Origin of the sequence: Microcoleus sp. B4-D4 (assembly GCF_036705185.1) — a bacterium.
GTDB lineage: Bacteria > Cyanobacteriota > Cyanobacteriia > Cyanobacteriales > Microcoleaceae > Microcoleus.
This window is the reverse complement of sequence record NZ_JAUBTX010000062.1, coordinates 26,789-34,785: the sequence shown is the minus strand read 5'-3', so window position 1 is coordinate 34,785 and position 7,997 is coordinate 26,789. Positions and strand designations below refer to the sequence as shown.

The 7,997-nt window shown below is 43.2% G+C and carries 9 protein-coding genes; all 9 read right to left on the bottom strand.

Annotated elements, in window-relative coordinates:
- A partial coding sequence (locus QUB13_RS27555; RefSeq protein WP_333387544.1) for a response regulator occupies positions 1-368 on the bottom strand: 368 nt, incomplete at its 3' end.
- A complete protein-coding gene (locus tag QUB13_RS27550) occupies positions 358-2,967 on the bottom strand; it encodes a hybrid sensor histidine kinase/response regulator (protein WP_333387543.1) in 2,610 nt (869 codons plus the stop codon). The genes QUB13_RS27555 and QUB13_RS27550, both read right to left, overlap by 11 nt.
- 50 nt (positions 2,968-3,017) lie before the next feature.
- Positions 3,018-4,007 carry an ABC transporter substrate-binding protein gene (locus QUB13_RS27545; protein WP_333387542.1) on the bottom strand — a complete coding sequence of 330 codons (990 nt, stop codon included), beginning with the start codon at positions 4,005-4,007 and terminating at the stop codon, positions 3,018-3,020.
- Positions 4,000-4,419 (bottom strand): histidine kinase dimerization/phospho-acceptor domain-containing protein, encoded by a 420-nt coding sequence (locus tag QUB13_RS27540; RefSeq protein WP_333387540.1) that lies wholly within the window; start codon positions 4,417-4,419, stop codon positions 4,000-4,002. Before QUB13_RS27540 ends, QUB13_RS27545 begins: the two co-directional genes overlap by 8 nt.
- Positions 4,420-4,482: 63 nt before the next feature.
- Positions 4,483-4,722 (bottom strand): hypothetical protein, encoded by a 240-nt coding sequence (locus QUB13_RS27535; RefSeq protein WP_333387538.1) that lies wholly within the window; start codon positions 4,720-4,722, stop codon positions 4,483-4,485.
- Between the two features lie 4 nt (positions 4,723-4,726).
- Positions 4,727-5,218 (bottom strand): YajQ family cyclic di-GMP-binding protein, encoded by a 492-nt coding sequence (locus tag QUB13_RS27530; protein ID WP_194011603.1) that lies wholly within the window; start codon positions 5,216-5,218, stop codon positions 4,727-4,729.
- A 250-nt stretch (positions 5,219-5,468) separates the two neighbouring features.
- Positions 5,469-5,882: an MAPEG family protein gene (locus QUB13_RS27525; protein WP_333387548.1), complete on the bottom strand. Its 414-nt coding sequence runs from the start codon at positions 5,880-5,882 to the stop codon at positions 5,469-5,471.
- Between the two features lie 15 nt (positions 5,883-5,897).
- A complete protein-coding gene (locus QUB13_RS27520; RefSeq protein WP_193974988.1) occupies positions 5,898-6,401 on the bottom strand; it encodes a DNA recombination-mediator protein A in 504 nt (167 codons plus the stop codon).
- A gap of 252 nt (positions 6,402-6,653) precedes the next feature.
- Positions 6,654-7,751 (bottom strand): phosphotransacetylase family protein, encoded by a 1,098-nt coding sequence (locus QUB13_RS27515; RefSeq protein WP_333387535.1) that lies wholly within the window; start codon positions 7,749-7,751, stop codon positions 6,654-6,656.
- Positions 7,752-7,997 lie beyond the last annotated feature (246 nt).

Genomic DNA, 7,997 nt, shown 5'->3' with positions numbered 1-7,997 from the left:
CGCGCCACGACTTCTTCGATTTGAAATGGTTTGGTAATGTAGTCTATCGCCCCTAACTCAAAGGCGGTTACTTTGTCGAAAACATCATCTAAAGCACTAATGAAAATCACTGGAATCTGGCTCAAGTCTGCATCAGCTTTGAGAGTTCTACAGACTTGATAACCATCCATTTCGGGCATCTTAACATCTAAAAGTATCACATCTGGTCGCTTTACCTTCACCGTTTTCAGTGCCATCCGCCCACTGGTGACGCTGCGAACAGTGTAGCCGAGTTTGAGGAGTGCATTGCTTAGTAATTGTAGATTTTCTAGAAGATCGTCTACAATTAGAATATTACCTTTATTTTCGATTTCCGAATTAAGATTCATTGTTTATTAGGGGTTCAACTAAATCAAGAATCTGCTCAAACTTAAATTGACTGGCAAGTTTTGTCAGGGATTTTATCAAACGAGTTTCTGTTTGGGGAATTTCTCCTACTACTTGTAACACGAGGTTGGTGTTTGCCTCAAGTGCCGCTGCGTATAGTTGACTAATCCATTCTTGGGGCATACAGGTTAAATCTTCCGATGTCAATGGGCTTTTTTCTGTATCATCCAAGACTGGAGATATTTTTTTTGCATAGATATATTTGACACCCAAATGCTTAGTTAGTGCATCAAAAATACTTTGTTCAACAAAGGGTTTGCGAAGGAAGTCATCACAACCGGCTGAAAGCACGATCGCCCTTTCTTCTTCCAAAACACTCGCTGTTAACGCGATTATAGCCGTAGCATTGCCTTTAGTGGTAGATTTGATGTATTTTGTCGCTTCGTAGCCATCCATCACTGGCATCCTCATGTCCATCCAGATGAGGTGAGGTTCCCATTCATCCCAAATTGCGATCGCCTCTTGTCCGTTACTAGCTTCTTTCACCTCAAATCCCAAGGGACTGAGCAACTTAATTAGTAATTGTCGATTAATATATTTATCATCGACTGTGAGAATTTTGTAGCTAGGTTGACCGGGAGCAAGTGCTAGCACTCTGGGATATTCTCCTGTACTCTTGCTCTGGGTTTTCTGCCCCAATTTTACCTGAATATAGAATGAGAAAGTTGTACCTTTTCCTAATTCACTTTTTGCAGAAATATCTCCCCCCATCAATTGCACAAATTTTTGGCTGATTGCTAAACCTAAACCCGTTCCTTCCTGCATTTCTTTTCCGGCTTGGGCTTGACTAAAAGCATCAAATAGTTTTGGCAGTTCTGCTGCTGCAATACCCACCCCAGTATCACGCACCCGAAAATGAATCTGAAAAACATCTGTGGTTTCTTGTTCTCCCTGAAAAACATTCAGAGTCACGTTCCCCTCTGAGGTGAATTTGATGGCATTACTGAGTAAATTAATTAAAACCTGACGCAGTTTTAGTTCATCGGTACAGATGTAGCGGGCGACATTTTCGGTACGCTGAAAAATCATCTTCAATCCAGCATTAGTTGCGCGCAAATGCAGCATATCTTCTAAATCATTCAGCAAGAGATGTAAATCAAATTCTGTAGGATTTATAGTGGTTTTACCTGCTTCGATTTTCGATAAATCGAGTACATTATTAATTAGCGTTAAGAGATAATCGCCACTGCGATAGATAATTCCGGCATTCTCGTATTGTTCAGGGGGCATATTTGTGGCGCGTACCATCAATTGCGAAAAGCCGAGAATAGCATTGAGGGGCGATCGCAATTCGTGGCTCATATTGGCAATAAATCTACTTTTAGCTTGATTTGCTACTTCGGCTTTTTCTTTGGCAATGACTAACTCTGCTGTTCGTTCCTCTACACGATTTTCTAAAGTTTCAAAAGATGTTTGTAACTGTCCTGCCATATTATTAAAAGCTCGTGCTAGTTGAGCTGTTTCATCTTTTGAGTTAATTTTAACCCGGATATTTAAGTTACCCGCAGTAAACTCAGCCACGATATTAGCGAGATAAATCAATGGCTTAGTCAGTAGTTGCCCAATGGCAACGGCGATGATTGTTACTACTCCAGTGATTAGTGTAAATAGGAATAGTGCATCACTAATTTGCTTGTCCACAGGCGCTAGAGCCACAGCTAGCGGTTGTGCGAAAAGCACAGACCAAGGTTTATATTGTAAACGAGCGATCGCAATCAAATTTGCCTGATTATTATTTCCCGTAAATGATGCTATCAAAGAGGATTTTTTGGTATCTAATGCTTGCTTGACGATCGGTAAATTTGTACCAGTTTCTTTCGTTAAATCCTTTGAGAAACGCCCTTCTCTTCGGAGTTTATTTGCCACATCAGACGATAGAGGTACCAGGGATTTAAAAAGCAGTTTAGGTGTAGTGCTATGGGCTAGATAAATATAATTTTCATCTAAAAGAATTGCTGATAATTTTGGCCCGGCTCGCTCAGTTTGTCGAGTTACTAATTGCTGAACAACTGTTGCATTGTAGGATACTCGCAATATCCCTAGTATCTTTCCCTTTGCATTGCGAACAGGACTACTAAAAAACAGTTGAATTAGATCGGGAATTGTTGGCGATCGCTTCATACTAGAGACAAAAGGTAGCTGAGTTTGCAGCGGTTCTCTCCAGTAAGTTTGACTGGATTCATCTCGACCAATATCCGGTGTATTCGTATCTAAAACATTCCGTCCGTTTAGATCTAGCAAAGCGTAAGAGATAATATTAAGCATATCTTTACGACTGAGACGGATTAATGTTTCTGTCGCTAACCGCATTTCAGGACTATCCTTTCGCTGTTCGATCGTTTGGCCCAGGTAAGCAGATAAACCTGGTAAAATCGCTTCTACGCGCACGGCATTGAGATTACCATCAATAAACGCATCTATTCTGTTAACAGTTTCCTTGGCTGCCGCAGATAGAGCTTGTCGTGCGTTGTCAGTTAGTGCCTTTTCTGTTGTTTGTTTATTCAGATAAGCTAACAACAGTAAAGGGATGAGAGCAACCATGAGAAATGATACGATTAACTTGGTACGGATACTGTTTAAAAGTGAGTGATTCATGGGCGCACAGTAGGAGGAGATAAGAAAGATGAATTAAACAAACTTTTGAGATCGGGAATACGTGTAACGTTGCCAGATCGAATAAAAAAATCTGTATATATCTTAGCTGTTTTGTAGATAGACTGACTACTGCCAGAGTCAAAAAATTTCTTATTTTCCTCAAGATTAGTGAGGTTTATGCCCTCTAGGGATAGTGTAGTGCTAGGAATCTTTAATGCTTTACTAATGATAGCGTTTCCTTCCTCAACATTTGCTTCCCAGTAGGTCACGGCTTGCAGCCATGCTCGAATAAATGCACGAATATCTTCAGGACGATCGCGGATTACTTCACCGCGAAAGGCAACCACATCTAAAATCAAGCCCGGAGTTTCTTTGCTGGTAAATAGGATGTGATTTCCTAATTTTATTGCTTCAGAAAGATAGGGTTCCCAAGTATGTCCTGCTTGGATTTCCTTGCTTTTTAAGCGTTGGGGAAATTCGTAAGCGTCGAATTTAACTATATTTACATCTTCGTTCGTTAAGTTGGCAGTTTTTAACATCTCAGTGACAAAAACTTCACTAAATGCGCCTAGATTTGCGCTCACTTTTTTCCCTTTCAAGTCAGCTATGGTTTTAATTTGTGATTGTGCGACTACCACATCTGCGCCTGTGGTTTCATCTACAACCATCACAGTTTGCATATCGGGATTTGTGGCACTCAAGCTCATAAAACCTCCCAAGGCAAATCCACCACCATCATACTTCCCGGCACTGAAATCTGCTTGTTGCAATTGGCTGTAATTTGTATAAATTATTTCTACGTCTACTCCTTGTGCTTTGAAGAATCCTTTTTTTTGGGCAATGATAACTGGATTATAGCCAACAAAAATGGTAAATCCTACTTTCAAGGGAGGGCGTTTTAATTCGGTTGGTCTTGGAGCATGGCAAGCAAATAGCAGACAGCAGGTAATGAGAAAAATACTAACGGACTTGAGTAGTTTAGACATTGCCGCTCCGGGGTTCAACTAAATCAACAATCTGCTCAAAATTCAATTGACGATAAAGTTTTTTTAGGGATTTTATCAAACGAGTTTCTGTTTTGGGAATTTCTCCCCCCACGGTAACATTTTCTGTTCGTTGGAATAGCAAATTTAATTCCGTATTGTGAGCTCGTAAATGTAACAGATTTTCTAACTTTTTCAGCAATAGATGTAGGTCAAAGCCTGTAGGATTTATAGTGGTTTTACCTGCTTCGATTTTCGCTAAATCGAGTACATTAATTAGTGTTAGTAAATCATCACCACTATGATAGATGATTCCCGCATTTTCATGTTGGTCAAAGGAGAGGTTGTTAGCGCCTACCTTCAATGGCGAAAAGCCGAGAATAGCATCGAGGAGCGATCGCAATTCATGGCTCATATAGTTTCTGTGCTTAATATCAGTTCCAAAAAGTAATGCAACTGTAATAGAGCTTCCAAACCCTTATTTCATCAGTACCTTGAGGCTTGGCTGAATCGATTTGTTCAGAACGCTGAGAATATTTATTGTATTCAAGTCTATTGCCAAAGTGATATACAAGTTGATTTGGTGCAAATATGTGTAGCCAGCATCCGCATCGGCTTGCAGCAAAGTAGGGTTGTTGAATCCCAGCAAGTGCCACGCAAGTTCAATCGCACTCTCCGAGGCGATCGCACAACTGGGAATCCCATACTTAGCTTGCAAAAATTTACCGATAATTTGTAAACTGTAAAGCCATCGGATAATCTTCTTGCTTCAACCGTTGAATTACCAACTGCAAATCATCTTTATCCTTGGCAGAAACGCGCACTGCGTCACCTTGAATTGAGCCTTGAATCTTTTTAAACTCATCTCGAATTAATTTAGTGATTTTTTTGGCAATTTCCTGATCGATCCCTTTTTTTAGTTTGATTTCTTGACGGACGCGGCTGCCGCTAGCCGGATCAATTTTGCCGTAATCAAAAATTTTCAGAGATAAATTCCGCTTGGCGGCTTTTGTTTGCAAAACAGTGTGAATTGCATCTAGAGTAAATTCGCTGTCGGTGTTGACGACGATCGATTCTGCGCCCAATTCCACGGTAGTTTTGGTATCTTTTAAGTCGTAGCGGCTTTGAATTTCCCGCACTGTTTGGTCAACAGCGTTAACTACTTCTTGCCGATCGAAATCGCTGACAATATCAAAGGAATAACTAGCAGCCATAAATTCGTAATTGGTAATGGGTAATGGGTAATGGGTAATGGGCATTGGGCATTGGGCATTGCGTATTGTTAGCTGTTGACTGTTGACTGTTGACTGTTGCCAACTAGCAACTAGCAACTGCCAACTGCCAACTAGCAACTGCCAACTAGCAACTGCCAACTAGCAACTAGCAACTAGCAACTGCCAACTGCCAACTGCCAACTGCCAACTGCCAACTGCCAACTGACTAATGACTAATGACTGCTGACTATTAATTAACAGCCATCAAACTGAAATAGAATAAAGTAGCTGTGCAAGAAGAACTAATCGCAAACATGAGCGATCGCCCCAGAGGCACATTCAGAATATAGAAAACGGAAAATAACAAGCGGGCGATCGTAAAAGCGATCGCAGCCAAACCCGCCACCTCCGAATCTACCCCCGTCACAAAAGCCATCAAAGCCGCCGCTGAAAACAGCATAAACGTCTCAAACGAATTTTGGTGCGCCCAAGTTGCCCGCTGAGCGTAATCCGGCAACCTCTCAAACATAGCGCGCGGGGCTGCTTGGTCGTAACCTAGCTGCAAGCGGGCGAGGGCAACCACCAAAAACGGTGCATAAACCAGCGCTGCCGCCACAGCAATACAATCAAGCAGAATAACCGACACAGGCAATCCCAACAGCATCATCCGCCTCGCAATTCAATCAAAATAGAACAGAGTAACCACCTTGCGCTGTTCTTCCGCATCTTGGCAAGTTTTCAGCAAAGTGTGGCTTTCGTGAAAAGCAAAACAGATCAGTTGCTGACAGCGAGAAATAATCTCCTGATTGCACATGGCGCTAGCTTCCGGGAGAGACAAGCTATCATTTTTAGGATTTTCCACCAAATGTATCACTTGTTCTAGCTGCTCGCGAGACTCCCGCGGCTGGCGGCTCATACTTTGTGGCAAAATCACCGTCAGCAGATTAGGATCTGCCTGCATTGCCCCCCGAATCGCGGCGGAATTAGTGCCTGTAGCGCCTGATGTGATGAGCTGATTGCCTCCCAGAACTAAGGCGTAGCTCAGCATCTCAATTAGCTGCTGGTGGGTAATAGGAACGTGACGAGAACCCAAAAGAGCAATCCGCTTGGAGCTGGTTTGCTGGATCGCCGCAAGTTCTTGTAAAAAATCATCAACTCTGGGTAGCTCAATTGATTGACTCAAAGAATTTATTAAATTAAATAAAACTACGTTGTGGATTTTAGCAGACTCCCCAGCAATTGCCGCCAAAAACCAGTTAAAAATTGCACATTTACAAGATTTGACTGGGGGATGGCGAGATTTGAGGGAGCCATAAGGCGTTGAGCAGCCGTAGCTGAAGGTAGAATTCCTGAAAAATTGAGAATTTAAGAATTTTCCATTTTTATTGTTTAATTCAAAAAAAAAATTCTGCCTTCTTACACTCCGGCGGCCTGCTTAATGGACTTTCGCTCCCAAACCCAAGGATGCGAGCGTGCTTTCCCAGTCAAAGTGTTCTGCCATTAGCTGAGTAACGCATTCCACCTTGATCGGTTCGTGCAGGCGCACGCTGCCAAAGGTGCTGTCGATAATTTCTACCGTGGTTAGGGTATCCAAATCTACAGACAAAACTGGAATTTCCATTTCTTCTGCTCTGCCGATTACCAGGGGAGAAGGAGGCAAGTGGCCTGTGAGAATTAAGCACTGAGTTGAGCTTTCCAGAGCCGCGAGTTGAATGTCGGTGCGATCGCCCCCGGTGACTACCGCCATATTTCTCGCTTTGCGGAAATACTTCATCGCCGAACTAACATTCATCGCGCCAATTGTCAAGGTTTCCACCATCAAATCCAAACGGTCTGGACGGCAGAGCACTTCGGCTTTCAATTGGTGCACCAATTCTTTGACGCTGACACTCCGCAGCAAAGCGCTTCTCGGCAGCATTCCCAAAACTGGAATACCCGCAGCCTCCAAGAAAGGCCGCACTGTCGTCGCGATCGATTCGAGTTTGTCCGAGGGCACATCGTTGAGGACAACGCCAGCCAAGCGCGAACCCAAACGCCGTTTAGCCGACAGCAAATCGTCTATATAAAGATCGATCGGGCGCGTCACCAACAGCACAGAGGCATCAACCGCCTCAGCTACTTGAGGCAAAGACAAGTCAAACAGACTGCCTTCCTCCAAATTAGCCGGGCCTTCTAACAGTACCAAGTCTGCCTTGGGGCCTTGCAAATATTGCGCCAGAGAGAGCCGATAGTCTGTCTTGTCTTCTCCCCGCAAACGCTTGTGAACCGTCTCCTCGTCCAAAGACAGCAGTGTTGAGGGCATCTGACTTTCTGAGAGTTTCAGCGTCTCCACCGCGAACCGCACGTCTTCCTCCTCGGTTCCAGCTCCCTCCGAGCTGAAACAGGTTCCCAGAGGTTTGCCGTAGGCGACGGAGAGTCCTTTTGCTGGGAGTGCGAGTGCCATCCCTAGGGCGATCGCGGACTTACCGCTGTAAGCTTTTGTCGAACCGATCAGTAAATATTTAGTCAATTTGGTTACGCCTTCTCTCCTCAATTTGCATCTGTCTATTTTAATAAATTTAATTTTTTCAACAGCATTTTTCCACTGCGACTCAATTTCGCAATTCGATTATACTCGATTTGGTCACTTTTGGTCAGATTATTTTTTTTAATTAAATGTGTTATTCATGTGTTCGCAACCCTTTTGTCCGCATTCTTTGACATTCTGAGTTTTTCACACCAGTTTTTTCAGAGAGCGGTTCTCAACAGAGTTGCGTCAAGGGCGATCGATTGCTTTCTT

Bases quoted from the DNA above. Each gene is read 5' to 3' on its own strand.
- QUB13_RS27550 (WP_333387543.1), bottom strand. From the start codon at position 2,967: ATGGTTGCTCTCATCCCTTTACTGTTGTTAGCTTATCTGAATAAACAA.
- QUB13_RS27545 (WP_333387542.1), bottom strand. From the start codon at position 4,007: ATGTCTAAACTACTCAAGTCCGTTAGTATTTTTCTCATTACCTGCTGT.
- QUB13_RS27540 (WP_333387540.1), bottom strand. From the start codon at position 4,419: ATGAGCCATGAATTGCGATCGCTCCTCGATGCTATTCTCGGCTTTTCG.
- QUB13_RS27530 (WP_194011603.1), bottom strand. From the start codon at position 5,218: ATGGCTGCTAGTTATTCCTTTGATATTGTCAGCGATTTCGATCGGCAA.
- QUB13_RS27525 (WP_333387548.1), bottom strand. From the start codon at position 5,882: ATGCTGTTGGGATTGCCTGTGTCGGTTATTCTGCTTGATTGTATTGCT.